At 51.3% G+C, this 24,594-nt stretch carries 16 protein-coding genes and 1 pseudogene; 7 read left to right on the forward strand and 10 right to left on the reverse strand.

Annotated elements, in window-relative coordinates; genetic code table 11:
- Positions 1–437 precede the first annotated feature (437 nt).
- Positions 438–3,662 (forward strand): SusC/RagA family TonB-linked outer membrane protein, encoded by a 3,225-nt coding sequence (locus tag ACKI3C_RS09420; RefSeq protein WP_407404373.1) that lies wholly within the window; start codon positions 438–440, stop codon positions 3,660–3,662.
- 60 nt (positions 3,663–3,722) lie between these two features.
- Positions 3,723–5,576, forward strand: coding sequence for a SusD/RagB family nutrient-binding outer membrane lipoprotein (locus ACKI3C_RS09425; protein ID WP_407404375.1), 1,854 nt, complete (start codon positions 3,723–3,725; stop codon positions 5,574–5,576).
- A 1,079-nt stretch (positions 5,577–6,655) separates the two neighbouring features.
- Here the strand turns inward: ACKI3C_RS09425 and ACKI3C_RS09430 are convergent.
- The 8 genes and pseudogenes from ACKI3C_RS09430 to ACKI3C_RS09465 form a co-directional block, all read right to left on the reverse strand.
- The gene (locus ACKI3C_RS09430) at positions 6,656–6,880 is read right to left on the reverse strand and encodes a DUF2795 domain-containing protein (protein ID WP_407404377.1); all 225 of its coding nucleotides are present in this window, start codon (positions 6,878–6,880) and stop codon (positions 6,656–6,658) included.
- A 67-nt stretch (positions 6,881–6,947) separates the two neighbouring features.
- Positions 6,948–7,514, reverse strand: coding sequence for a cob(I)yrinic acid a,c-diamide adenosyltransferase (locus tag ACKI3C_RS09435; RefSeq protein WP_407404453.1), 567 nt, complete (start codon positions 7,512–7,514; stop codon positions 6,948–6,950).
- A complete protein-coding gene (locus ACKI3C_RS09440) occupies positions 7,508–8,041 on the reverse strand; it encodes a TIGR00730 family Rossman fold protein (protein ID WP_407404379.1) in 534 nt (177 codons plus the stop codon). The genes ACKI3C_RS09435 and ACKI3C_RS09440 overlap by 7 nt, the downstream gene beginning before the upstream one ends.
- Positions 8,042–8,123: 82 nt before the next feature.
- Positions 8,124–8,867: a biotin--[acetyl-CoA-carboxylase] ligase gene (locus ACKI3C_RS09445; protein ID WP_407404381.1), complete on the reverse strand. Its 744-nt coding sequence runs from the start codon at positions 8,865–8,867 to the stop codon at positions 8,124–8,126.
- Positions 8,868–8,949: 82 nt separating this feature from the next.
- Entirely contained in the window at positions 8,950–9,387 is a 438-nt protein-coding gene (gene tsaE / locus ACKI3C_RS09450) for a tRNA (adenosine(37)-N6)-threonylcarbamoyltransferase complex ATPase subunit type 1 TsaE (protein ID WP_407404383.1), read from the reverse strand.
- A 60-nt stretch (positions 9,388–9,447) separates the two neighbouring features.
- Positions 9,448–9,984, reverse strand: coding sequence for a hypothetical protein (locus tag ACKI3C_RS09455; protein ID WP_407404385.1), 537 nt, complete (start codon positions 9,982–9,984; stop codon positions 9,448–9,450).
- Between the two features lie 140 nt (positions 9,985–10,124).
- The gene (locus tag ACKI3C_RS09460) at positions 10,125–12,533 is read right to left on the reverse strand and encodes a transglutaminase domain-containing protein (protein WP_407404455.1); all 2,409 of its coding nucleotides are present in this window, start codon (positions 12,531–12,533) and stop codon (positions 10,125–10,127) included.
- 99 nt (positions 12,534–12,632) lie between these two features.
- Positions 12,633–13,220, reverse strand: a pseudogene (locus tag ACKI3C_RS09465) (copper homeostasis protein CutC); the annotation flags it as partial.
- 202 nt (positions 13,221–13,422) lie between these two features.
- On the opposite strand from ACKI3C_RS09465, the gene ACKI3C_RS09470 reads away from it, so the two are divergent.
- Entirely contained in the window at positions 13,423–14,778 is a 1,356-nt protein-coding gene (locus ACKI3C_RS09470; protein ID WP_407404387.1) for an alanine/glycine:cation symporter family protein, read from the forward strand.
- Between the two features lie 123 nt (positions 14,779–14,901).
- Here the strand turns inward: ACKI3C_RS09470 and ACKI3C_RS09475 are convergent, their stop codons facing one another.
- Entirely contained in the window at positions 14,902–15,111 is a 210-nt protein-coding gene (locus tag ACKI3C_RS09475) for a response regulator transcription factor (protein WP_407404389.1), read from the reverse strand.
- 860 nt (positions 15,112–15,971) lie between these two features.
- Here ACKI3C_RS09475 and ACKI3C_RS09480 point away from each other — a divergent pair.
- From ACKI3C_RS09480 to ACKI3C_RS09495, 4 genes are all read left to right on the forward strand, one after another.
- A complete protein-coding gene (locus ACKI3C_RS09480) occupies positions 15,972–17,264 on the forward strand; it encodes a histidine-type phosphatase (protein WP_407404391.1) in 1,293 nt (430 codons plus the stop codon).
- Complete coding sequence (locus ACKI3C_RS09485; protein WP_407404393.1) at positions 17,264–18,550, forward strand: histidine acid phosphatase; 1,287 nt, start codon at positions 17,264–17,266, stop codon at positions 18,548–18,550. Before ACKI3C_RS09480 ends, ACKI3C_RS09485 begins: the two co-directional genes overlap by 1 nt.
- Before the next feature lie 259 nt (positions 18,551–18,809).
- Positions 18,810–20,177, forward strand: a complete 1,368-nt coding sequence (miaB, locus tag ACKI3C_RS09490; RefSeq protein ID WP_407404395.1) for a tRNA (N6-isopentenyl adenosine(37)-C2)-methylthiotransferase MiaB — start codon at positions 18,810–18,812, stop codon at positions 20,175–20,177.
- A gap of 71 nt (positions 20,178–20,248) precedes the next feature.
- A complete protein-coding gene (locus ACKI3C_RS09495) occupies positions 20,249–21,424 on the forward strand; it encodes an MFS transporter (protein ID WP_407404397.1) in 1,176 nt (391 codons plus the stop codon).
- A gap of 20 nt (positions 21,425–21,444) precedes the next feature.
- On the opposite strand, the gene ACKI3C_RS09500 is transcribed toward ACKI3C_RS09495, so the two are convergent.
- Positions 21,445–24,588 carry a type I restriction endonuclease subunit R gene (locus ACKI3C_RS09500; protein WP_407404399.1) on the reverse strand — a complete coding sequence of 1,048 codons (3,144 nt, stop codon included), beginning with the start codon at positions 24,586–24,588 and terminating at the stop codon, positions 21,445–21,447.
- Between the last annotated feature and the right edge of the window lie 6 nt (positions 24,589–24,594).

Consider the following 24,594-nt stretch of genomic DNA (forward strand, 5'->3'; position numbering starts at 1 on the left):
CGATGTCGTGTTGGTGGTTCGTTTGGTTTTATTTGCCGCACTAAATTAAGTGAAATCACCGACATGACCAAATCCTGGGCAACTTTTTGTTGCTCAGGATATTATAAAAATTGTTAACAAAAGTGCTGCGGAATTAAGGAAATAGTTATTGTAAATAAATGTTACATGGGCAACGGGGTGGAACCGGCGTGTTAGTGCAGCCGGATGCGGGTGATATATATAAAAATGTGTGCGTGCGTGAAATTTTAAATATGTGTTTTAAAACATAAAACCGAAAAAAATGTAAAAAATACTTGCACAACTAAAAATTTTTAACCAATTTTGCATATTCAATTATGTGCCGGACTATGTCTTGGCGCGTGTTGAGCTTATTAAACAACTGACTATTATAGAGACAAACTACCAATTTTTATAAACTAACTCACAAAATTGTGCGTATGAAAAAACAATGTGTACTGTTAGCTGCGCTAGCTATTGCATGTGGTGCTCCCGCTGGTCTGGTGTCAAGCCAGAGCAATGTGGGCTTTACCGCTGTTGCGCAGAATAACAAAGTGTCAGGTGTCGTAAAAGACGCCAATGGTGAGCCTCTCATCGGTGCTACCGTTATGGTAAAGGGTACCAGCCGTGGTACTGCTACTGATGTTGACGGTCGTTACAGTATCAACGCTCCCGCAGGAAGCACTCTCGTGATTTCTTACATCGGCTCTAAGCCCATGGAGGTTAAGGTCACTGGTGCTACTATGGACGTGACCCTGAGTGACGGATCCAACGTTCTCGACGACGTTGTGGTAACTGCGCTCGGTATCAAGAAAGACCGCAAGTCTCTTGGTTACGCCGTTGATGACCTCAAGGCCGAAGAGCTCATGAAGAACAAGACCGCTAACGCCATCAACTCACTCTCGGGTAAGATTGCCGGTGTTAACGTGACTCAGTCTTCGGGTGCTGCGGGTGCTGGTGCTCAGATCATCTTGCGTGGTGGTACTACTGCCAGCGAGGGCAAGGACAACCAGCCTCTCTTCGTTGTAGATGGTATCATCTATGACAACTCTTCTTCAATTATTGGTAATACAGGTTTTGATGGTTCTGGTTCTACTTCAACCACATCATCTAACCGTGTAATGGATATCAACCCCGAGGACATCGAGAACATGTCAGTGCTCAAGGGTCCTGCTGCTGCCGCTCTTTACGGTTCACGCGCTGCCAATGGTGTTGTTATCATCACTACCAAGAAGGGTAAATCGGGTTCAGTTGAGGTTAACCTCAATGCTAAGTACATCACCTCTTGGTGCAAGACCCTTCCCAAGACTCAGAAGGAATTCCGCCGCGGTTTCATGGAGGACATCTATGACGGCGAGGGCAAGTTCCAAAGAACTGTCTTCAACGATTACTCTTACAACTCTTGGGGTGATCGCATCACTAACCAGCCCGTGTATGACAATATCGGCAACTTCTATCAGAATGGCGGTATTTGGGATACCAACCTGAGCGTATCGGGTGGTACCGAGAATAGCAACTTCTTCCTCTCTGGTTCATTCTTTGATCAGACAGGTGTTGTTCCCAACACAGGTTACAAGAAGACTACATTCCGTTTCAACGGTGAGCAGAAGTATAAGATATTCACTTTCGGCGCTAATGCTGCTTACAGTGACTCACGTACATCACGCACCCTCACCAGCGGTGGTCTCTATGGTTCAGAAGGTACCGGTGCTCTCTACGCAGTAGATAACTGGTCACCCACCGATGACATGACTCACTGGCTCAACGAGGATGGCTCACGTTATCGCATGTTTGGCGACCGTCTGCAACCTTGGGAAGAGCGTGATAACCCCTACTGGATTATCAACAAGAACAGCATGACCGACCAGACCGAGCGCTTCACTGGCAACTTCAATGTTAAGGCTGATATCACCGACTGGTGGTGGGTTAACTACCGCATGGGTGTTGATAGCTATACACAGGAGAACCACAACCGCATCGCTCCTAACGGCGTTATCAAGCGTGCTTGGCAGAATGGTATGATGAGTGACAACGTTATGAAGTATCGTTACCTCACCACTAACTTGATGACCAACTTCAACAAGCAGTTTGGTGACTTCAACGTTAACTTGATGCTCGGTACTTCTACCGACTACACCAGCACTACTCGTGACTATAAGATGGCATTCAACTTTGCTGTTCCCGAGTTCTTCTCTTATGACAACACATCAAAGGATAACAAGAACTTTGCACACAGCAGTTCACGCAAGCGCCTCGTTGCCGCATTCGGTGAATTCCGTGTTGACTGGCGCAACGCTATCTTCTTGACAGTTACAGGCCGTAACGACTGGTCTTCAACACTTCCCATCGAGAACCGTTCTTACTTCTATCCCAGCGTGAGTGGTGCTATCGCATTCACCGAGCTCATGGGTGAGGCTAAGCCCGAATGGCTGTCATTTGGTAAGATTCGCGCATCTTGGGCTAAGGTAGGTAAGGACACAAGCCCCTACGAGACCAACACTTATCTGTGGGATGTTCACTCTTACCTCGGCGGCAACGTGTCAGTAGGTAACAGCTGGACTCGTGGTAACCCCTACATCAAGCCTGAGATGACTAAATCTACTGAGATTGGTCTCGAATTGCGCTTCCTCCAGAACCGCATCAAGTTTGACGCTGCTTACTACACCAACGACTCTTACAACCAGATCTTGAGCCCCCGTGGTCCTCAGTCAACTGGTTACATCTTCTGCTCAATCAACGCAGGTAACGTTTACAACAAGGGTCTTGAGTTCTCACTCAGCGGTACTCCCGTCCAGACCAAGGACTTCACATGGGAGACTGGTATCAACGTAGCTGGTAACCGTGGTACAATGGACGGTCTGCCCGAGGGTATGGAGTTCATGTATGTAACCGACGTTCAGTATGCTGGTGCTAAGGCTTGCTCTATCTCTGGCGGTAACTTCATGGCTATCTCTGGTACAAAGTGGGCTCGCACTGAAGACGGCAAGCTCATCCTTGACAAGAACGGCTTCCCCACTACCGACAACACTACAATCCAGGTTGGTAACCGTGAGGCTAAGTTCAGCGGTGGTTGGAACAACACTCTTACTTACAAGAACTTCACATTCAACATGCTGTGGGAGTTCCGCGTAGGTGGCGATGTATTCAACGGAACCAAGTATGCGATGACAATGAGCGGTGTTAGCAAGTTCTCTGGCGACTTCCGTAACGAGCCTCTCGTGATCAGCGGTGTTGTTCAAACTGGCACAGATGCTGACAAGAAGCCCATCTATGAAGACAAGACTTTCACTTGGGAGCCCAGCTACGACAAGACTTACGAGTTCAATGGCAAGCAGATCAGTGGTTACAACATTGTTCAGAATTACTATCAGGGTGCTTACAACTATGAGACTCGCAACTGGATTACTAAGGTTAACAGCCTGCGTCTGCGCTCTATTTCTTTGAGCTACGAACTGCCCAAGGAACTCCTTGCTAAGACTAAGGTCCTCAAGCGTGCTTCTGTAACAGCTAGCGCAACCAACCTGCTCCTGTTCACTAACTATGATGGTGATCCCGAGGTTGCTGCTTCTGGTGCTGGTCGTGGTGGTTCTTCTTCAGTTGGTTTCGACTACTGTGGTATCCCCGCTACTTCAAGCTTCGCATTTGGTGTTAACTTGACATTCTAATAAACCATCACAATAGTGAGATTTATTTAATTCAAACCACAAATAAAAAAATATACAAATATGAAATTTTTCAAATCAATGATATTGTGCGGTGTAGGTCTCGCTTCGTTAGCCCTTACATCATGCAACGACTGGCTTGACATCAACGTTGACCCCGATAGCCCGTCAGATGCAGCTGCGCTCTACAACCAGCGCCTTGCACACATTCAGTTCTATACTCGCGATGCTCAAGTATTCGCTGGTTGGCGTAACAGTTTCGCTTGTGGTGACTGGACTTCAACTAATGGTAGCACTTACTACAATGTTTCAATCCACTATCCCACAAACTCACTGTGTACAACCCCCTACCAGTGGTGGTTCGTAGGCGCTTATGCTAACGTGCCCGACATGTTCAAGAAGGCAAGTGACGCAGGTAACTACCAGTATGCAGGTGCTGCAAAGCTCCTCAAGGCTTACGGTATGATGCTCATGACCGACCTTTATGGTGAGATGCCTTACACTCAGGCTGCTGCTGAGCCCGCTCTTCCCGAGTATGACAACGGTAAGACTATCTTCATGGGCTGTATCGCCGACATCGACGAGGCTATCAAGTTGCTCGAACAAGGTCGCACACAGGCCGCTGATCTTCCCACACTCGCTGATAACGACTCTTGGAACAATGGTGACCTTGAGAAGTGGATTAAGTTTGCTTATCTGTTGAAGGCTCGCTGGCTCAACCACCTCAACAAGAAGGGTCCTGGCAAGTACACTGATGGCAAGTATGATGCTCAAGAGATTCTTCGTTGTCTTGAACATGCTCAGAAGCAAAACTCTGACAACACTATCGCTCACTGTATCGACGCTAACGGCGACTATGACGTGCTCGGTTGGGCTGAACCCATCGAATACAACGGTCTCTTCTCAGTTTGCGGTATGAACGCTGGTTACTTCGTGACTAAGCGTCTTGAGGAGCACCTCACTAACTTCAACGGTGCAGGCATCGAGGACCCCCGCGCTGCTAAGATTCTCCCCTGGGCAGTTTCTGCTAAGAGCGCCGACACTCCCAGCGATGTTAAGTTTGAAGGCAAGTGGCGTCGTTCTAAGGGTGTTGACATGAGCAATGTTCCCCAGGCAGGCGGTCCCATCCGCGCTTCTTGGAACGCTCAAAAGTGGTTCTACATTGACACTCAGAACGAGGATCGCTTGAACGATACTCTCTTCGTAGAGCAGACAAGCTCTTGTAAGGAATACTTCGGCAACGTAGATATCCTGTATCGCCGTGGCGGTACAGACGCTTCTACCGAGTCAGGTACATTCTTCACTCGCGTTTCTTCTCCCGTTTACCTGGGTGTATATCCCGAGGCTTGCTTCATCAAGGCTGAGGTTCTCTTCAACCAGAACGATCCTAAGGGTGCATTCGAAGCTTACCAGGAAGGTGTTCGCGCAAGCTTGGAACTCATGAACGAGCGTCTCACAAGCTGGGTTGCTGAGGATAACAATCTTGCAAACTGCCCCTCATTTGTTCCCTTTACTAAAGAAGAGATTGACAACTATGTCAACAATGGTATTGGTACAATGGCCGACCTCACACTTGGTAAGATCTTCATCCAGAAGCACATCGCTTTGATGTTCTCAATGGAGGTTTGGAACGACTATCGTCGCTACGACTACAACCCCGCTGTATTCCCCGGCTTCTTCGTACCCGAGGCTCACAAGCTTAGCGCAGATGCTATGAAGGCTGTTCCCGACGGCAAGCAGTTCCGTCGCTGGCGTCAGTGCTCACACGAGCTCAACTACAACAGCAAGAACCTGCAAGCTATCGGTTCACAAGTTCCTGGTGCAGTATTAGTCGATTCAGAAGGCAAGCCTGCAGCTTGGAACCAAGCAGATGACGTTTGGACAATTCCCGTATGGTGGGATAGCACTCAAGAATAATATCTGAACAAGATTAAATTCTAAATAACCCGGCAAGGGGCGGCTCACAGCGAGTCGCCCCTTGTTATGTTCGCCGCAGTTGCGGTGCAATTCTGATACGTTTGCCCTGTAATCTGACGTTAATGTTGCCTGGATAGCGTCTTGACGACGGAGTCGTCACATTGCATCGTAACCGATGGCCGCAGTTGCAGTGCAATTTTGATGCGTTTGCCATGTAATCTGACGTTAATGTTGCCTGGATAGCGTCTTGAGGGTGTGTCAAAATGCGAAATCAAGTTGAGGTAGGGACGACACTCCCGTGTCGTCTGCACGCTCGGAACGAGCGTAGTACATTGCGCAATTACTTGAATATAAGCGTACTAAAAACACTACGGACGATACAGGAGTATCGTCCCTACCTGCTCTTGTTTTTGCATTGTACTCTACCAAAGCGCATTTTGACACACCATCCATTGCATCGTAACCGATGGCCGCAGTTGCAGTGCAATTTTGATGCGTTTGCCCTGTAATATGACGTTAATGTTGTCTGGATAACGTCTTGACGACGGAGTCGTCACATTGCATCGTAACCGATGGCCGCAGGCCGTCGGAAAGGAATACGCCCCCCAAAAACCGACCTCGAAGGGGTCGCACTGCCCTTCACCGATTGTTGATTTCCTTTCCCATATCGGCTACTATGGCTTCTGCTGACTTCTCAAGGTTCGTTGTTACTGCTTATCCGTGCGGACTCGCCCTTGAGACCTCCCCAGTTATGGACGCATTCTTTCCACCTTATACCCGCTTGATTTACTCCGAGAGTTCCGAACAGTTATAGGACTTTGTCTTGTTATGCAGACTTATCCACTCTCATAAGCCTTGGTATCAAGTTTCTGTACGTCGGGCCAGATGTTTGCCTACGGCTTCCTTCAGATTCCACCTCGCGGTGGACACCCTTGCCTTCGGCTGTAGCCTTCCCACTGTTAGGGCGGCTTGGGGACTTGCACCCGTTAGAATACGTTCGTGCTGGGCGAACATAAAAATCCGCATCCATTGTTTTGGGTGCGGATTTATATTTTTTAAATATCTTCTTTGTCGAAGTATTAATACTCTTCTTCGTCAAAGAAGAAATCGTCGTCGGTGCTGGGGTAGTCAGGCCAGATGTCTTCGATTGACTCGTAGCTTTCGCCTTCGTCCTCAATCTCGTGTAGGTTTTCAATCACCTCGAGGGGTGCACCGCTGCGCACTGCATAGTCGATGAGCTCGTCCTTGGTTGCGGGCCATGGTGCATCTTCAAGCTTTGTAGCAAGTTCTAGTGTCCAATACATAGTTTTATATAAATTTTAAGTTGTTAATTCAAAAATGTGGGCGCAAAGATAACATTTTATTCTGAATTTACACATTCTTGTCCCAAAAAATTTCACTAAAATCATTCTGAACATTGATATATCGCGACAAGATGAAGAAAAAGTCGCTCAATCGGTTCAGATATTGCAGTGCGAGCGGGTTGACCGGAGCATTGTGCGCCAGCGTGATTACACGCCGCTCGGCACGTCTTGCCACGGTGCGGCACACGTCGGCCTGGGCCGCGCTGTGGCACCCGCCTGGCAGGATGAAGCTGCGCATGGGGGGCAATGTGGCGTCCATCTCGTCGATGCGTGCCTCGATGCCCTTGATATCGTCGTCGCTCAAACCATACACCGGACTCGCGGCATCGTCGGTCTCGGTGGCGAGGTAAGCGCCCAGGTTGAACAGGCGGTTCTGCACCTTGAACAGCGTTGCGGCTGTGGTCTCGTCGCAATGTCCGCGCAGCAGGCTGGCGAGCAATCCGATGTGTGAGTTGAGTTCATCGACAGTGCCGTAGGCCTCGACGCGCATGTTGTCTTTGTCCACGCGCTGCCCGCCCACGAGCGATGTGGTGCCCTTGTCGCCGGTGAGGGTATATACTTTGCTTTTCATAATGTTTCTAGTGCTTCTATCATTTGTTGCGAAGTGGTTGTGATGATGGAGATATCGAGCATGTTGCCCACGCGTGCAAAGAGCGACTTGCTGCTTGCCTCGAGCTGCTTCACCGTGTGGTCATACATGCCGTCGAGGTTCATCACCACGATGCGTCGCGGCGACTGATCCACGGTGATCTGCGACAGGGTGGCTACCCACTCGTCGATAGTTCCTATGCCGCCGGGCAATACCACGAAGTGGTCGCTGCGGCTATACATCTCGGCCTTGCGGTCGTTGAGGTCATGGGTGTAGATGGGTTCATCGACCACCTTGTCGAGACGGTGCTTGAAGCACTCGGGCACCACGCCCACCACGCGGGCACCACTGTCGTGGGCGGCCTGTGCCACGGTGTGCATGAGTCCGGCATGCACACCGCCATAGACCAGCGTGTGGCCGTTCTTGCCCAGCCACTGTCCCAGGGCCACGGCGATGTCTTCGATGTGTTGAGGCAGTCCGTCGCGCGAACTGCAATATACTGCTATATTCATCTTCGTTTTTATTCGTTTAGTAATGTCAATTTCTCAAAAACTAGATAAAAAGAACCGTCCCTTTTATCTAGTTTTTGCAGGGTTACAGCGTGTTGTTGCCTATCACGTGCTTTACTTCCTTGAACAGGTAGCTTGTCACGGTGCCGTCAGGGGTGCGCAGCTGCAAGGTGCCGTCGGGCAGCACGTTGTGTATCGCGGCCTGGAACTGGGTGCCGTCGGGCAAGGCAAATGTGTAGTCCTTGCCGTCGCCGCGGTAGAGCATCGACAGGAATTCCTCGTGCAACTGCTGGCACGACTGCGGCGTGAACTGGCACAGGCGCTCTATCTCCTCGCACACCTCGCGCATCACTGCCTCCACGTCGTGCTGATTGCCTGTGAGCTGTGCCAGCGACACGGGGTTGGGGGCATCGCTCAAAAACTCGGTCTGGTTGATGTTGATGCCGGCGCCTATCACGGTGTGGGCTATTCCTCCGCCAGCCAGCACGTGCTCAATGAGAATGCCGCACTCCTTGCGGTCGCGGTGATATATGTCGTTGGGCCACTTTACCCGGAAGCCAGGCACATAGCGGTTGAGCACTCGGGCAATGGCCACAGCCACCGCCTCGCTGATGTAGAACTGCTGTGCCACAGCCACGGCGGGATTCTTGATGAGCATCGACATGGTGATGTTCTTGCCCGGCTCGGCCTCCCACGAGTTGCCTCGCTGTCCGCGTCCCGCCGTCTGGTTGTGGGTATAGACCACAGTTCCGGAGGGCAAGGCAGAGGCCACGCTTTTGAGATAAGTATTGGTCGATGCAGTCTCGTGCAGCAGGATATATCTAGGCATTGTTGTAAGGGGGGGGATTTTCGATTATTCGATTATTCGATAACTCGATAATTCGAATTTAAACCTTTAAACTTTTAAACCTTTATTCTGGCAGTGTCAGGGTCATTGTGCGGCTCTCGTCGTCGTTTACGGTGATGTTCACGTCCACGGTGTCGTCGGGCAGCAGTCCCTCGATGCGCTCGGGCCACTCGATGAGGCACACAGCACCGCAGTCAAAGTAGTCCTCGGTGCCTATTTCGATTGCTTCCTCCTCGTTTTCCAGGCGATAGCAGTCGAAGTGGTAGATGAGTTCGGCCGTGGTGTCGCTGCGATACTCGTTGATGATAGCAAACGAGGGAGAATTGGTCACATCCTCCACCACGCCCAGCTCGCGGCACAGTGCGTTGATGAAAGTAGTCTTGCCGGCACCCATCTGCCCGTAGAAAGCAAAGACGGTGTAGTCGCCCATCGCTGCCATGAACTCGCGTGCAGCCTCCTGCAATGCCTCGGTCGAGGGAATATTGATTTCAATCTTTTTCATGTTTTATTATAGGTGTTTTGAATTTTTCTGCAAAAATACACATTTTTGTCCACTAATTCCTTATTTAATGGGCTTGTGAATCTCGCAGATTTCCTTTGTGGGATAAGTGTCTATGTAGTACTTCAGATTCTCGGCATCAATCTCGATTAACTCTGAACTTTCATGAAAAGAGAATAGTTCCTTTACAAAGTTAGTGCATTCAGGATCAGAGTAAACATACGCCTTGCCGCGGCACTTGAAGCCGATTGGAAATTTTTTATGCTTTGCGATGGCTTCTTCAACAAGTTCTTTGGCGTTAGGTTTGAGTTTACCTACGACTTTGAGCATGAATTCCTTGGCCTTGGGCTTTTCTTTGCCACGGCCAGAGAACACGCTCTCACCCAGATTACCCACAGTTTTTGTTTCTACTTCGTTGGTGAAAACGTTAGTGTAAGTGCAGGAAATGTCATAGATATGAGTGTATCCTTCCAGAACTTCAATTCCATACTCATAGTCGATATACTGTGGAGTGGCAGGTTCATCATCAGAGCAAGAGTTGAACGAAACTGCAGCAATAATAATAAGGCATAACAGAGATAAACGTTTGATCTGCATCATAATCTTTTTGCATTAATGGTTAGTATTATTTGTTTCATGGTGCAAAAGTAAGAAAAAAAATTGAATAAGTAAAACCTGCCACTGAAATGACTGAAAAAACAAGTGCCGTGCAAGCAAGAATTATCCTTTTCATATCTTATTTATTTTGTTTTCAGTTTGTTGACAGCATTCATCAGCTGGTCTCCCATGTTGATGGTGTAGCCCTGCGAGAAGAACACCACGCGGTCGAATGTGTCGCCTATGAACACCACCGGCAGCGGAGCGTCGGGTGCCACATGCATCTGCTCGCGTATGTCTTTCTCCACTGCGCCGTCGGTATCGACACACCACATCACGGTGCTGGGCAGCTGGGGGAAGTCCTCCTTGCGGAAACGCTGCGCCTCGTCCTCGTTGCGGAACATCAGCACGATGGGGCGTCCCCAAGCCTCGAGGTCGGCGCGACGCAGCGAGATGTCGCGCAGGATGTGGTTGGTGGGTTCGTTGCTGGGAGCGATGATTGCAGCGGCAAAGAACCCGCGGCCGGTCTTGTCGAGCAGCAGGCCGCTGTTGCAGTTGCCTATCACTTGCAGCTCGTGTGACGCTTGGCGCAATTCAAGGTCGGCGACAGTCTCCTGATTCTCGTTCACACGGGTGAGGACCACGCGCGCCAGCACCGAGCCCGATGCCAGGCGGGTGCCGCTTATCATCACGTAAGCGCCAGTGTCCAGGCGTTGGCCTTGCTTGAAGGTGTTGTCGTAGGTGTCGTTGTCGTCATAGTTGAGCAGCGAGGGGAAACCGTCTTTCAACGCCGACACGGTGAAATGGATGTAGTACTTGGGGTTCTCGAGCCATGGTTGAGCCTTATAGTGGGCCCGCAGCGTGCCTTGCTGCGCCTGTGCGGCATCGTCCTTGCCAAACGCCACGTCAATCCACTCGCATTTCTCGTTCATATACTGCACTTTGCCCGTCACGCCATCGATGCGTGCCGCCACGCCGCAGGTGCGTGCCAGAGCCACAAACAGGATGTCGCGCGACACAGCGTCGGTGGTGCGGTGCTTCCACACGCCCATGGGGCGCATGCGCAGGTGCTGCGGATTGCGCACCTCGTCGATGGCAATGTTCTGCGCCACCCACTTGACCAGTTGCTGCGGGCTGTTGCGCCACTGCTCGCGCTGCACGGCGGGGATATTGTCAAGGAAGTAACGGCGGTAGGGCGTGAGCATCTCGCCTGCCACACGCGGGCAACGCACATACTTGTCGTAAAGCTCCACCGAGAGATGGCTGGCACGCTCGGGCGCATTGCTGTGATGGTCGGTGAGCACATCCATGGGCACATCGCGCAAGTCCTTGGCCGACAGTGTCCACAGCAGCGCAGTGTCGCCTGTGGCTTCAACAAACGAGCGTATCACGGCATGGTTGCCACGCGACGCGGTGAGCAGCGGCGTGCTGGTGTCGAACGTCGCCACATAGGCGTTGCGCATGGCATCCTCGCTTGCCAGGCGGTCATTGTTGCGCTTGCGTTGCTCGTCGGTGACGGGAGGCAAGGTGTTGCGCTCAACGGGCGGAACGATGGTGATGTCAAATGTCAGCGGTTCCTTGAAGTCGGTGGGAATGTTAAGGCACAGACGGGTGGTGTCGCCGTCGGCCACATGGCAGCGCTCAAAGCCGAAGTAACCATCCTTGCAGCCCCACACCACGAGGTCGCCCATGCCAGCCTGCAATGTGGCGATGCCTCGCTCGTCGGTGTATTTGCGCGACACGGTGTAGAACTCGGCATAGTTGTATATCTTGAACTCTACCGGCGCACCTGCCACGACGCTTCCGTTCCTGTCGGTCACCACAACAGTTGCGGGAGCCACGGGGGCATAGTTCTGTGTCTCGTTAATCTCGGTGTAGCAAGCTGTTTCAAGCATCTTCTCCTCGGGGCCGTCATACTTGCCGAATGCCTTGGTGTGCATGAGCATGCCACGCGATGCCGGAGCGTTGAACCATCCCAGGTCAAGCACGGGTTCTGGTTCACAGGCTCCCAGGAAATGCCACTTGCCGTCGGCCCACGCCTCGACCCATGCGTGATTGTCGTCGGTGTGTGCCCAGCGTGGAGTGTAAACCTGGCGGGCAGGGATTCCCACCGCCCTGAGGGCAGCAACCAGCAGCGTAGATTCCTCACCGCAACGGCCATAGGCGGTGCGTATGCTTGCCAGGGGCGACGATGTGCGTCCGTCACTGGGCGTGTAGGTCACGCGCTCGTGGCACCAGTGGTTCACTTCAAGGATTGCATCGGCCATAGTCAGGTCTTTCACCCTGTCGCGCAGGTCGCGGTAGAACACCCAGCGGCACGAGTCCATGTTCTCATTGTTCACGCGCACGGGCAGGACAAAGTGCATGAACTCACGCTCGGGGACAATCTTGCCCCAGGGCATCTCCTCGCGTGCCTGCAACGAACTCTCGATGTTGCGCTCATAGAACGCGCGGTCATAGTCGGTGCTGTCGGGCAACGCCATGTTGGCGTAGAGGAAGTCCATATACTTTGACACCTCGCTGGCATGCGAGCTGCCTGACATCGCTAACATTGCAACAAGGCAAACTAATATCTTCTTCATAATAGTACTAACTTTTCTTGAATCAGTGACCAGCACCCCGTCCTCTCGCGGCGAGCGCAACGACCCGTGGATTTCCCGGGCGCCTGTTGCGTCCAGTATGTGCTTGGCATTTATCTCGTTCACGCCAGCTCCGGGCATGATGATGATGCGTCCGGCAGCCTGCTTCACCAGCTGGCCGAGCATGGGCACGCCTTCCAGCGCGCTCGGTGCCTGGCCCGAAGTGAGGATGCGGTGGCACCCCAGAGCAATGATCTGTTCCAGAGCCTCTTGCGGATTGCGGCACACGTCGAACGCCCGGTGAAACGTCACCTGCATGCCCCGAGCCTCGCTCACGAGCCTCTGCACGGCAGGCACATCCACATCGCCCGCCGGGGTGAGCGCACCGATGACCACGCCATCGGCACCCAGCCTGCGCGCCATCTGCACCGACCCGGCCATCTCCTCAACCTCCTCGCGGCTATACACAAAGTCGCCCTCGCGGCTGCGTATGAGCACATGCAGCCGCAAGCCCGGCACCATTCGTGCCTCGCGCACCATCTCCTCGGCAGGAGTCAGGCCGTCAAGGTCGAGACGAGAACACAGTTCCACGCGCTGCGCGCCGCCCGCACTGGCAGCATGCACACTCGCGATATCTCCGCAGCACACTTCTAGTATCATAAGTTTTTCTTTCTTTTCAGTTATCAATGGCAAAGATACTAAAATTCTTCCACATTCACCTCCTGGACAACACTGATATTACTGAAATCAATGATATTCCGGCAAAAAAACGCGGTTAAAAGTTTACAACCGCATGGTTTTCTTTCGTTTTTCGTTAATTTTCACTACCTTTGCACTCTATTTGGACTAAAAAAGCTACAAAATGAACGATTTTCTTGAAAGTTTGGGCCAATGGATCATCGACGCTAGCGACTACGTGTGCGGTTATCCGGAATTCCTGTTGCTCATAGGCGGCGGTCTTTTCCTCTTTATATATTCGGGGGCAGTGTCGGTCACCAAACTGCCCAAGGCCATCAAGGCGCTACGCAACAAGCAGGCACAGGACAGCGGCAAGGAAGCTGGCCAGATCAGTTCGGTACAGGCTCTTCTCAGCGCTATCGCTGCCACCGTGGGCATGGGCAACATTGCCGGCGTGGCAATCGCGCTGTCGATAGGCGGTCCCGGCGTCATCTTCTGGATGTGGGTGAGCGCGCTGGTGGGAATGACCACCAAGTTCTTCGAGGGTACGCTTTCAATCATGTATAAAGGCAAGGACAGCGCCGGCGAAGTGCAGGGCGGCCCCATGTATATCATCACCGAGGGCCTGGGCAAGAAGTGGAAACCGCTTGCCATGACGTTTGCCGCCTTCGGTCTCTTCGGCACGCTGTGCTTCACCCAGGCCAACCAGCTCGTGGAGAGCATCACCACGGTGTTCACCTCGCCCATGGGCATAGAGAACACAGTGGGATTGCGCTTCGGCATGGGCGTGGCCATTATCATCATTGTGGGCTTTGTGCTGCTCGGCGGCATCAAGCGCATCGCGCAGTTCGCGTCACGCATCGTCCCGCTGATGGTAGTGCTCTACTTCATTCTCGTTGCCGTGGTCATGGTGATGAACATTGAACTTCTTCCCGGCGTGTTCAAGTCAATATTCCAGGGAGCGTTCACTCCCGAAGGCGAGATAGGCGGATTCACTCTCGTGGCACTCACAGGCGCCCGCCGTGCCGCATTTGTCAACGAGGCCGGCGTGGGTACAGCATCGATGATGCACGGAGCATCACGCAACAACGACGCCGTGCGCGAGGGCCTCATCGCCATGCTCGGTCCAGCCATCGACTCTGGCTTTGTGTGCACGCTCACCGCTATCCCCATCATCATCGCCGGGAACTACCACGTGGACGGAGTGAAGGGACTGTACATTGCGCTCAACTCGTTCGGCAATCTGCTCCCCTACGGACAATACCTGCTCATGGCAATCGTGTTCTTCTTTGCATTCAGCACCATGTTCTCTTACTCCTACTACGGACAGAAGTGCACCAACTTCTTATTTGGCGTGAAGCATGCCAGCAAGTATAACTACTTCTACCTCGCCACCATCCTCATCGCCGCGGTGATACCCCTCGATGCCCTGGTAGGTTTCATGGACCTCGCCTTTGCCGGCATGGCATTGTGCACAATGTTCACGCTCATCATGCTCGCTCCGCGCGTCAAGGCCAAGATGAAGCAATATTTCAAGTAACTAGTGAATCTTGATAACCACTAAAAATGGGGATGTGTCATGATTTTGACACATCCCCCATGAATTTTTTTTGATTGTAGTTTGCTTTTATTGATGTGGGTTTATTAAATAGATCCGAGATTGTTAGCTCAAGATTCTCTTTCGAAAAGCATACCCTATCAACTGTGCAACATTCTTTGATTCGGTCTTACGCAAGAGTTGTTTGCGGTGATATTCAACCGTGTTTGACGAGATGAATAATTTTTCAGCAATATCCTTACTGCTTAACCCTCTTGACAATAAATCCAAAACCTCAATCTCTCGTGCTGTAAGCGTGATTCTTGGGTTGTTCATATAAGTAAAAAATAAATAATAAATGACTTTACCAATACAAAAGTAATTTCAAAAGATATAATATCCAAATTATTACAACACATTTTTGACGTTTCATATCAAAAACTATTCCTTTCGGTACGAAATTTATGGGATTTTAATTGATATTAACTAAATTATTGACGGTGGGTAACTATACAGCAATAACTTATTTGCGGACACCCCGCGCGGATCTCATTGATACACGGATTTAGTAACTGACAGAAATTAAAATAATTAAAACAATTTCTTTTTTCAGTTAAATCAGAGAAATCTGTTGTTAATTTTTACGTGAGTGAAATCCGCGCGGGGGAAGGGTAAGCAAAGATAGTTATCGGCAAACCGACTTTAAAGTGAGGATTTCTAATTAAAAAGTCAATTTTTGCACTTTTTGTAATTTTTCTTGCAAATTAAATAAATATATATTACTTTTGCGATATTAAAAGTAACAAAAGTACTTTATAGCACAAAAATCATGGAGTTTCCCATTTGTTATGGCGTGGGGACTCCGAAACAAAGTAAATTTTCTCATACTCTAAAAAGCGGGCGTGATTTTGGGAAAAATCATGCCCGCACTTTTTCTGTGTTTGGGCTTTTTATTGTAAATTTGCACTGACAAAACATTTCAGTAACTATTCAGCAATGGTGTTTTGGCTAATATCCCCGCGCAGACCTCTCGGATCTCACGAAAAAAAAATAACATGATTTATCTGAACAAGAAATTACTCTAATTATTTTAAGTTCTTTCAGTTATTATTAAATCTGTGTTATCTGTGAAATCCGCGCGGGGAGTCCGCAAAGAACCTTTGCTGTATAGTTACAACACATCAACCGCTTCATTAATGAGACATAAACTACTATTATCAATGCTCGTGGGAGCCACGATGGCACTCACTGCACAGGCCGGAGTGAAGGAAGACTTCAAGGCCAACATACGCGCTTGCGCCAACAACTACTGGGCTTATCCCGACGAGTCGCTTCCCGCACTCACACCAGCCCCCGACGGATACACGCCATTTTTCATGAACCACTACGGACGCCACGGCAGCCGCTGGCTCATAGGGCAATGGGCCTATGACTACCCAGTGGAGCAACTCGAAAAGGGTGAGCGCAACGGTGTGCTCACAAAGCGCGGCAAGGAAACGCTGGAAATACTGCGGCAAGTGCGCGAAGACGCTCGCGGACGCGACGGCGAACTCTCCGACGTGGGCCACGAGCAGCACCAGCGCATCGCGGCACGCATGTACAAGAACTTCCCCGAGATCTTTGCCGGCGACGCACCCGTGCGCGCACGCTCAACCATTGTGATTCGCTGCATCCTCTCGATGCAGAACGAGGTTGACGTGCTCAAATCGCTCAACCCCAACCTGCGCATCACCACCGACGCCAGCCAGGCCGAGATGTACTACATGAACTATGATGACCCCGCAGTGAAACCGCTCCGGCAGGAGGCCTACAAGTATTTCGACGCCTACCGCGACAAGCATGTCAAGACCGACGGCGTGCTCAAACGCCTGTTCACCGACAAGAAGTTCACACGCGACAGCATCGAGAACTTCAAGTTTGTCAACGCCCTCTTCGACGTGGTGTGCAACATGCAGAGCCACCATGCCTATGACAACGTGAACCTCTACGACCTCTTCTCGCTCGACGAGGCAGTAGCGCTGTGGAGCTACAACAACGTGCGATGGTATATATACAGCGGCGAGACACCGCTCACCAAGTGCCGCGTTGACTTCATGGAGGCCAACCTCGTGCGCAGCTTCATTGAGGACGCCGACCGTGCCATCAACCAGGGCGGCAACAGTGCCAGCCTGCGATTTGGCCACGAGAGCGTAGTGCTGCCGCTCGTGTGCCTTATGGGCATCAACGGCATGGATTACCAGACCACCGACCTCGAGCATCTCTCTGACCACTGGCGCAGCTACGAGGTATTTCCCATGGCATGCAACGTGCAGATGGTGTATTACCGCAATGCGCAAGACGATGTGCTGGTGAAGGTGCTGCTCAATGAGCGCGAAGCCACACTGCCCGTCAAGACCGACATGGCACCCTACTACCGCTGGATCGATGTGCGCGATTACTTGCTCGACAAACTCTCCCGTCAACCCTATATTCCCTCAATCATACAATAATGAGACGCTTATATTCCCTTATCATAGCCGCAGCGGCATGTGTCGCTGCCATGGCAATCACCCCGCAAGAGAAGATTGCGGCACGGCTTCAGCACAGTGCTAGCAACCATTGCATCTACCCCGAGGACAACCTGCCACAACTCAGCCCAGCCCCCGCAGGCTACGAGGCGTTCTACATCGACCACTATGGTCGCCACGGCAGCCGCTGGCTCTCACGTGCCAGTGCCTACCAGCGCCCGGTGGACGTGCTGCGCAAGGCACATCACGATGGAGTGCTCACCGAGCAAGGCGAGCGCCTGCTCACCACGCTGCAAAATGTGCTTGCCGCATCGACCAACCGTGCTGGCGAACTGAGCGACAAGGGTGCCGAGCAGCACCAGCACATCGCCGAGCGCATGTTCAAGAACTTCCCCACAGTGTTTGCCGGCGACGCCGTTATCGACGCACGCTCCACTGTGGTCATCAGGTGCATTCTCTCAATGCAGAACGCCACCACCACGCTGCGATCGCTCAACCCTAACCTGCGCATCACCACCGATGCCAGCTATCACGACATGTACTACATGGGCTATGGGCACGGCGAGGACACGCTTGCCAACAAGGTGTCGGCAAGGACTAAGCTCATCAGCGATAGCCTCTATGCAGCGCACGTGCAGCCCGAGCGTTTCATCAAGCAGATTTACACTCACCCCGACCACCTCGACCTGTCGGCAGCGCAACGCCTCATGCGCGACATCTTCGATATCGCAGGTAGCCTGCAGGGGCACCATGCGTTTGACAACCTTGACCTCTTCCACCTGTTCACTGGCGACGAAATCTTCGAGATGTGGCGACTCAAGAACATCGAGTGGTATCTCTACCGTGCCAACTCACAGGCAAGCGACAATCGCATGCCCTTTGCTGCACGTGCGCTGGCTCTCGACATGGTAGAGAAAGCCGATGCTGCTATCGCAGCTGGCAAGCGAGGTGCCGACCTGCGATTCGGCCACGAGAGCGTAGTCCTGCCGCTGGCATGCCTGCTCGAGATTGACAACATCAACCTCTCCACGAGCGACCTCGACAACCTCCACAACGAGTGGCAAAGCTACGACATCATCCCCAAGGCCTGCAACATCCAGATGGTATTCTACCGCAATGCCGCAGGCGACATCCTGGTAAAGGCGCTCTACAACGAGCACGAGGCACAGCTCCCTGTAGAAACCGACATGGCACCCTACTACCACTGGAACGACCTCAAAGCCTACTACAAGAAAAAACTAGCCACCCCCATCGACTGGGACAAGTAACGACAAGAGGTGGTGACTTTCATCGTCACTTGAAACGAACCACAGAAATTAAAAAAATGCCATCATGGGGACTGTCCCTTTGATGGCATTTTTGTCTTGACACTCCTTGGGATGCCATCACGGGGACTGTCCCTTTGATGGCATTTTGTCTTGACACTCCTAGGCATAAAGAAATGCGAGATTGGCTTTTTCGCCCTCCGTCTTTCGTTTTTCGTGAAAAAGTCGTACCTTTGCAAGTTGGAACTGAAACACTTTAAAAATGGACAAACTCAACTTGAAATATGATGCGCCGCAGGGCGAGTTCGGCAAACTGCTGTTTCTCGAAACCTATGGCTGCCAGATGAATGTGGCCGACAGCGAGGTCGTTGCCAGCGTGATGAAGATGGCGGGATATGACACCACCGAGGACCTTGACGTGGCCGATGCGATTTTCATCAACACTTGCAGCATTCGCGACAATGCCGAGCAGAAGATATTTAACCGCCTGAACCAACTCAACATCATGCGCCGCAAGCGTGCCAAGAGGTTGATTATAGGCATTATAGGCTGCATGGCCGAGCGTCTCAAAGAAACACTCATCAACGACTATGACGTGGACATCGTGGCAGGTCCCGATTCTTATCTCGAACTTCCTGCACTCACCGGCATGGCCGAGAACGGCGAGAAGGCCATCAACGTGGAGCTCTCCAAGACCGAGACCTATCGCGACATTATCCCCACCCGCGTGGGCGGCAGCAAGGTGAGCGGTTTCGTGAGCATCATGCGCGGCTGCAACAACTTCTGCACCTATTGCATCGTGCCCTACACCCGCGGCCGCGAGCGCAGCCGTGAGCCACAGAGCATCCTCAACGAGCTCGCCGACCTGCAAGCCCGTGGTTTCAAAGAGGTTACCCTGCTGGGGCAGAACGTCAACTCCTATTTGTATAAGAACGAGGACGGCACCACCGTCGATCTCGCCGGCCTGCTTGCTATGGTTGCCGATGCCGCGCCCGAGATGCGTGTGCGCTTCACCACCAGCAATCCCGAGGACCTGAGCGACGAGATCATCGCCGTGATGGCTAGCCGCGCCAACATATGCAACCACATCCACCTGCCCGTGCAGAGCGGTTGCAACAAGATACTCAAACTCATGAACCGCAAGTACACCCGCGAGTGGTATCTCGGCCGCATCGCCAAGATCAAGGCTGCCATGCCCGACTGCGGCATCTCGACCGATATGTTCACCGGTTTCCACGACGAGACCGAGGAGGACTTCCAGGAGACACTGTCGCTCATGCGCGAGGTGGGCTTTGACTCGGCGTTCATGTTCAAGTATAGCGAGCGTCCCGGCACCTTTGCCAGCAAGAACCTGCCCGACAACGTGCCCGAGGAGGTGAAGATAGACCGCCTGAACCGCATGATTGCCTTGCAGAACGAGCTGTCGCTGTGCAGCAACCGCGCCGACGTGGGCAAGACGTTTGAAGTGCTCGTGGAGGGTTACAGCAAGCGTTCTAGGGACGACATGTTCGGCCGCACGCAGCAGAACAAGGTCATCGTGTTCCCCGCCGGCGACACCCAGGTGGGCGACAAGGTGATGTGCACCGTCGAGAGCGCATCGAGCGCCACGCTCAAAGGCAAGAAAGTGTAAATCTATTACAGACTTCAACAACTTCTAGATAGTCTAGTTTTCTAGATTATCTAGTGTCTTTTATAACGACTATGCAAGACAAACTGTGGAACGGTAATTTCATCAAGGTGAACATAGCAAACTTCTTGCTGTTTTTCTCCTTCTACCTGCTCATGCCATTGCTGCCGCTTTACATGAGCGAGACCTTCCACACCACCAAGGATGTGATAGGCGCCATTCTCAGCGGCTATGCCGTGACAGCGCTGCTGGCACGTCCGCTGTGCGGGTTTCTGGTTGATTCCTTTCCGCGCAAGAGGGTGTTGCTCATCATCTATTTCCTGTTTTTCATCTTCTTTGCCGGTTATCTCGCTGCGGGCACGCTCATGCTCTTTGCGATAGTGCGCACGCTGCACGGAGCGCCCTTCGGCGGAGTGACGGTCGCCAACAGCACCGTTGCCATCGACGTGCTGCCTGCATCGCGGCGCAGCGAGGGCATAGGCTACTACGGATTGAGCAACAACCTTGCCATGGCCACAGGCCCTATCGTTGCCGTGAGCCTCTACAACACCCTGCACGATTTCTCCTATCTGTTCTGGCTGTCGCTCATCATCGCCGGGGCGGGGCTCGCCGTCGATAGCACCGTGAAAATGCGCCCCAGGCCGCTGGTCAAGGGCAAACGCATACTCTCGCTAGACCGGTTCTTCCTGGTTGCCGGGTGGCTGCTGTTCATCGACATGATGGGCTTCGGGTTCTCCTACGGCGTGCTCAGCACTTACCTTGCCATATACAGCAAGGAAGCAATGGGGATGACCAGCAGCACAGGCACCTATTTCCTGATATTAGCAGTAGGCCTCATCGTGTCGCGTCTTGAAGGCGCCTCCTCGCTGCGCAAGGGCAAGATTGTGTATAACGCCGCCCTGGGCATGGCAATCTCGGTGGTGGGGTTCACGCTCTTTGTCGCTGTGCCCAACGCGTGGGGCTATTATGGCTCGGCAGTGCTTATTGGCCTGGGCAACGGGCACTTGTGGCCTGCATTCATCAACATGTTCATCAATCTGGCGCCTAGCAACCAGCGAGGCACAGCCAACTCCACCCTACTCGTTTCGTGGGACCTGGGCATAGGCCTGGGCGTGGTGCTAGGCGGCCTCGTAGCCGAGCGCATGGGATATGCAGCCGCCTTCTGGACAGGCGCTGCCGTGAACGCACTGTGCGTGATTCACTTCTTCACCCACAGCCGACACCACTACCACCGCCACCGCCTGCGTTGAACCTGTAAAAAAACGCTTTATTACAATCCTAAGTATCTTTCAAAGAAGGCAGTGATTTTTTCTATCACTGTTTGCTTCTTGGTGGTTCTGTTGCCTCCTCCGCCAAATCTTGACATGGGGGGCAGTATCTTGTCTATGTCAGTGCCTGTGGTTCTCACTTGACCATCTCTGAAAGCATTGTCTATGAACTTCCTTGTTTCCTCTGGCTTCAACTTCTCTTCATTGATGATGCTCACAAGGTCTTCTTCCTTCCGTTGCTTCACATACTGCTCCCAAGCGCCATCCACATCTTCCTCTGCATTGACTTGGGCAATGAAGCTTTCAATTAAGTCTTTCTTGCTCCTCAACTGCATACTTGCTCCTATTGCCTTGCTTATATTCACCAGCAGTTCTTTGTTCTTGCAGTTGCTGTTGTGGTATTCCTTGACAAGCATCAATATGTAGTCTATGTTGATTTCTACCTGTCTTATGAGTTCTGTTTCAAAGATGAGGTCATCATTTATCACCTCCTTATCCGTTGGGTGTTTTGGTCTCCATTTTTCCTTCAGATCCAGGTAGTGGCTTTGATAGTCCTGCATCTCTCCATCAGTGAGCAGTTCCTTGCCCTCAAACTGGTCAAATGATTGCAGGATATTTATGCTCTTCAACAGGCTACCAAACAGCCCAATGAACCTCCTCTCTGCTTGCTCACCCATTGCAGGCTTGCCATCAGGGAACTCTTCTTGCAGTTGCTCCACAAGTTCTTTATATCCAAAGCAGTGCTTGCCCTTGATGTTGTCATATCCTTCATAGTAAGAGAGGAAGTCCTTCAAGAGCACTATGCTGCTTGCATCCTTGTCTCCAAAAAGCGCAATGGCATCATCAGTTTCCTTTTGCAGATTTCTGAAACATACAATGTTGCCAAAGGTCTTGATGGAGTTAAGTATTCTGTTGGTGCGGCTATAACCCTGTATCAATCCGTGCTGTTTGAGGTTCTTATCCACAAAGAGAGTGTTCAGTGTGGTGGCATCAAAGCCTGTGAGGAACATATTCACAATGATGAGCAAATCCACCTGCCTGTTTTTCATTCTCAATGACAAGTCCTTGTAGTAGTTTTGGAACTTATCATTTGAGGTGTCATAGTTAGTGCTGAACATTTGGTTGTAGTCCTTGATTGCCCCTTCAAGGAAGTCCCTTGACTGCTGGTCAAGACTTGTGGTGCTCTCAGGGTTCTCCTCTGCAAGTATGCCATCAATCTCCTCTTCATTTGCTCCATAGGAGTAGATAGTGGCAATCTTCAACCTCTGTGCTTCTGGCAGTGAGGCTTGTTGCTTCTTGAACTCATTGTAGTATGCCTTTGCCATAGGGATAGAGGCAACAGCAAACATGGCATTGAAGCCAGCCAATTTCTGTGATAGTTTCTGCTCCTTCACTTCCTTGCCTTTGCCTGCACTTGCCACTTCACCAATGTTCTGTGTGGCACGGAATGAGTAGTAGGATGACCTCTTGGTCTTTTGGTCAAAGTGCTCAAGGATATATTTCACCACCTCACTCACCCTTTCAGGTGCTGACATTACCTTTTCTCTGTCAATAGCACTCACCTGTTTATCCACAATGCCATCCTTCTGTTTTAATGTATTTACATAGTCAATTCTGAATGGCAGCACATTCTCATCATTGATGGCATCCACAATGGTGTAGGTGTGCAGTTTGTCTCCAAATGCCTGTTGGGTGGTCTTCAACTTGATATTGCCCCCTGTGCCAGCATTGGCAGCAAAGATAGGGGTGCCTGTGAAGCCAAACAGGTGATATTTCTTGAAGTTCTTGGTGATGGCAATGTGCATATCTCCAAAGTTGCTCCTGTGGCACTCATCAAAGATGAAGACAATCCTCTTGTTGAACACCTCATGCCCCTTGTTCTTCTGCACAAAGATAGAGAGCTTCTGTATGGTGGTGATGATTATCTTGTAATGGTGGTAAGTACCACTCTTGTCCCTGTCCTCCAACTGACGTTGCAGCACAGCAGTAGAGGAGTTGCTGTCGGCAGCCCCTTCCTCAAACCTGTTATACTCCTTCATGGTCTGGTAGTCCAAGTCTTTTCTATCCACCACAAAGAGCACCTTGTCTATGAAGTCAAGCCTTGAAGCCAGTTGGGCAGTCTTGAATGAGGTGAGTGTCTTGCCACTGCCTGTGGTGTGCCAAATGTATCCGCCACCTTCTATCTTGCCCCACTGCTTGTAGTTGTTGGCAATGTTTATCCTCTGTATAATGCGTTCTGTTGCTGCTATCTGATATGGTCTCATCACCATCAGCATCTTCTCTGTGGTGAAGATGCAATACTTGGTGAGCACATTGAGCAGGGTATGCTTTGACAGGAATGTCTTGGTGAAGTCAATGAGGTCAAGTATGGGCTTGTTATTGCTGTCGGTCCAGAATGATGAGAACTCAAATGAGTTGCTTGCCTTCTTGGTCTTGCCCTTAGTGGCACCCTGTTGCTCTTTCAGGTGATTTGCCCTGGTGGTGTTGGAGTAGTATTTGGTGTTTGTTCCATTGCTGATGATGAAAATCTGCACATATTCATACAACCCACAGCCTGCCCAAAAACTGTCCCTCTGATACCTGTTGATTTGGTTGAATGCCTCTTTGAGTTGCACACCCCTGCGTTTCAATTCCACATGCACAAGGGGCAGACCATTGACCAGAATCGAAACATCATACCTGTTGCTATACTTTGGCCCCTCCCCTGTAGGGGGAGGCAGGGAGGGGGCTTCATATTGGTTGATGACCTGCACAAAGTTGTTGTGGATGTTTTTCTTGTCAATGAGGTAGATGTTCTTGCTCTCACCACTATCACATTTGAGCACTTGGATATAGTCCTCTTGTATCTTGGTAGTCTTGGCAACAATATCATCATTCTTGTTGGCAAGGTTCTCCCTGAAAAACCTTTCCCATTCAGCATCGGTGAAGGTATAGTTGTTGAGCCTCTGCAACTGCACCCTCAGGTTCTCCACAAGGTCATCTTCCTTGTGGATGGGCAGATACTCATACCCTTGCTCAGTGAGAGCCTTGATAAAGTCCTTTTCAAGAGCTGCCTCACTCTGATACTTGTCAAGTTTCTTATACTCAGTGGAGTATTCACTTACCACTGTATATTCCTCTTGTTCTGTGATGATATTGTATCCCATAGTTTA

The sequence above is a fragment of the Sodaliphilus sp. genome (genome assembly GCF_045598405.1).
Lineage (GTDB): Bacteria > Bacteroidota > Bacteroidia > Bacteroidales > Muribaculaceae > Sodaliphilus > Sodaliphilus limicaballi.

Excerpts from the sequence above, each read along its gene's own strand:
- ACKI3C_RS09420 (WP_407404373.1), top strand. The coding sequence starts at position 438 with ATGAAAAAACAATGTGTACTGTTAGCTGCGCTAGCTATTGCATGTGGT.
- ACKI3C_RS09425 (WP_407404375.1), top strand. The coding sequence starts at position 3,723 with ATGAAATTTTTCAAATCAATGATATTGTGCGGTGTAGGTCTCGCTTCG.
- ACKI3C_RS09430 (WP_407404377.1), bottom strand. The coding sequence starts at position 6,880 with ATGTATTGGACACTAGAACTTGCTACAAAGCTTGAAGATGCACCATGG.
- ACKI3C_RS09440 (WP_407404379.1), bottom strand. The coding sequence starts at position 8,041 with ATGAATATAGCAGTATATTGCAGTTCGCGCGACGGACTGCCTCAACAC.
- ACKI3C_RS09445 (WP_407404381.1), bottom strand. The coding sequence starts at position 8,867 with ATGCCTAGATATATCCTGCTGCACGAGACTGCATCGACCAATACTTAT.
- tsaE (WP_407404383.1), bottom strand. The coding sequence starts at position 9,387 with ATGAAAAAGATTGAAATCAATATTCCCTCGACCGAGGCATTGCAGGAG.
- ACKI3C_RS09455 (WP_407404385.1), bottom strand. The coding sequence starts at position 9,984 with ATGATGCAGATCAAACGTTTATCTCTGTTATGCCTTATTATTATTGCT.
- ACKI3C_RS09460 (WP_407404455.1), bottom strand. The coding sequence starts at position 12,533 with ATGTTAGCGATGTCAGGCAGCTCGCATGCCAGCGAGGTGTCAAAGTAT.
- ACKI3C_RS09470 (WP_407404387.1), top strand. The coding sequence starts at position 13,423 with ATGAACGATTTTCTTGAAAGTTTGGGCCAATGGATCATCGACGCTAGC.
- ACKI3C_RS09475 (WP_407404389.1), bottom strand. The coding sequence starts at position 15,111 with ATGAACAACCCAAGAATCACGCTTACAGCACGAGAGATTGAGGTTTTG.
- ACKI3C_RS09480 (WP_407404391.1), top strand. The coding sequence starts at position 15,972 with ATGAGACATAAACTACTATTATCAATGCTCGTGGGAGCCACGATGGCA.
- ACKI3C_RS09485 (WP_407404393.1), top strand. The coding sequence starts at position 17,264 with ATGAGACGCTTATATTCCCTTATCATAGCCGCAGCGGCATGTGTCGCT.
- miaB (WP_407404395.1), top strand. The coding sequence starts at position 18,810 with ATGGACAAACTCAACTTGAAATATGATGCGCCGCAGGGCGAGTTCGGC.
- ACKI3C_RS09495 (WP_407404397.1), top strand. The coding sequence starts at position 20,249 with ATGCAAGACAAACTGTGGAACGGTAATTTCATCAAGGTGAACATAGCA.
- ACKI3C_RS09500 (WP_407404399.1), bottom strand. The coding sequence starts at position 24,588 with ATGGGATACAATATCATCACAGAACAAGAGGAATATACAGTGGTAAGT.